The 1705-nt window shown below is 39.9% G+C and carries 1 protein-coding gene and 1 pseudogene; one reads left to right on the top strand and one right to left on the bottom strand.

Annotation, left to right across the window (positions count from 1 at the left end; genetic code table 11):
* Positions 1–70: 70 nt before the first annotated feature.
* Complete coding sequence (locus tag HJC33_RS10550) at positions 71–1288, top strand: site-specific integrase (RefSeq protein ID WP_171658791.1); 1218 nt, start codon at positions 71–73, stop codon at positions 1286–1288.
* Between the two features lie 111 nt (positions 1289–1399).
* Here the strand turns inward: HJC33_RS10550 and HJC33_RS10545 are convergent.
* Positions 1400–1705: pseudogene (locus tag HJC33_RS10545) on the bottom strand (hypothetical protein); the annotation flags it as partial.

The raw sequence follows: 1705 nt of genomic DNA, 5'->3' as shown, positions 1-1705 counted from the left end.
TTAAAGAACCGGAGCGTGAGTTTTTAAACAAAAAGTTATTTGAAATTAAATAACCTAAAGTTTGGAAAAAATGAAAGATTCCTTTTCTACTTTGTTTTACATTAGGGGACTGGATAAAATCGGTATAACCCTTATCTATCTGAGAATTACCGTCAATGGAAAAAGATCTGAAATAAGCCTGCAAAGAAAGGTAAGGCCCGAGAGATGGGATTCTAAAAAAGGAAGGGTCAGGGGTACAGTACCTTCTACTCAGGAACTGAACCAGTTCCTTGATGGCATAGTATCAAGAGTCTATCAAATACAGGGAGAATTTATCTCTGATGGGATTCCCTACACCTCGGATATGATCCTAAATGCTTTTCAAGGAAAGGGCAATGGACACAATACACTTTTATCGATTTACGGAGACCACAATGAGGAACTTTCAGAATTGGTCGGTAGGGAGTTCTCGTCCGGGGCATATCAAAGACACCTAAGAACAGCAAAGCACTTAAAAGCTTTCATAAAGAAAGAATATGGTTATGAGGACATCAATGTAAAAAAGATTGACCTGAAATTCATCAACCGTTTTGAACACTTTCTAAAGACAAGTTTGAAAAACTGTGGGCAGAACACCGTAACCAAATATGTGACCAATCTCAAGAAGATCATGCGGATTTGTTATGCCAATGATTGGATTTCAAAAGACCCCTTCTATCATTGGAAGGCAAAATGGAAAAAAGTGGAACGTGACATTCTCAATGAAAGGGAACTTAAAACCATAATGGAAAAAGAACTCCCATCAAAAAGATTGGATCAAGTAAGGGACATGTTTGTTTTTTGCTGCTTTACTGGCCTATCCTACATTGATGTGCAAAAATTGTCAAGCAATCATATCGTATTGGCGATGGACGGAAAAAAATGGATAAAGATAAAACGTACCAAAACCGATACAAGAAGCAGTGTTCCCCTGCTACTGGTTGCCGAAAAAATATTGGACAAATACAAGATATATGGCGAGTTAAATAATACAGCCAAACTTCTTCCTGTGATCAGCAATGAGAAATTGAACGTCTATCTAAAGGAAATAGCAAATCTGTGCAACATAGAAAAAAGGCTCACCTTTCATTTGTCAAGGCATACCTTCGCTACAACCGTCACCCTAGCCAATGGAGTTCCCATAGAATCGGTCAGCAAAATGCTGGGACATCAATCTCTAAAGACCACCCAGATCTACGCCAAGGTCCTCGACAAAAAGCTTATGGAGGATATGGAGCTTGTAAGGGTCAAATTCAAGTTCAGTGGATGAATATAATATGAAAAAAGCGAGCGAAACAGTGTTTCGCGCTGCAAGCCCCAAACCTTACCCTTAACTAATCTGCTGAGCGAGGCAAAAGCCCAATGCAAGTTCGCAAACCATCTACAGGTTTTGAAGGGTCCGTTTATAGTTTTCCAGTTCCCCCTCCGTAATCTCCAATTTCAAATAGGGTTTCCCGAAAGAAGGTTTTATCAAAACAATGTTGTCGACAACATATTGGCTTTCCCTTTTGAGCATCCCCATTTTGTCCATTAGACGCTCATAACGGATTTTGGGTACCGTTATCTCGATCTCCGGTTGTTCCTTGATTGTCTTCTGCTCAACCTTCATCGGTTTTTCATGTTTGACCTTTTGTTCGAGAAGTGCCTCCAGAATGGCATTGGTGGGCCTGGTCTGTGTTATCTCAAT

Origin of the sequence: Flagellimonas amphidinii (genome assembly GCF_013090115.1) — a bacterium.
GTDB lineage: Bacteria > Bacteroidota > Bacteroidia > Flavobacteriales > Flavobacteriaceae > Flagellimonas > Flagellimonas amphidinii.
Note: the sequence above shows the minus strand (reverse complement) of the source record. Positions and strands in the feature narration are given on the sequence as shown.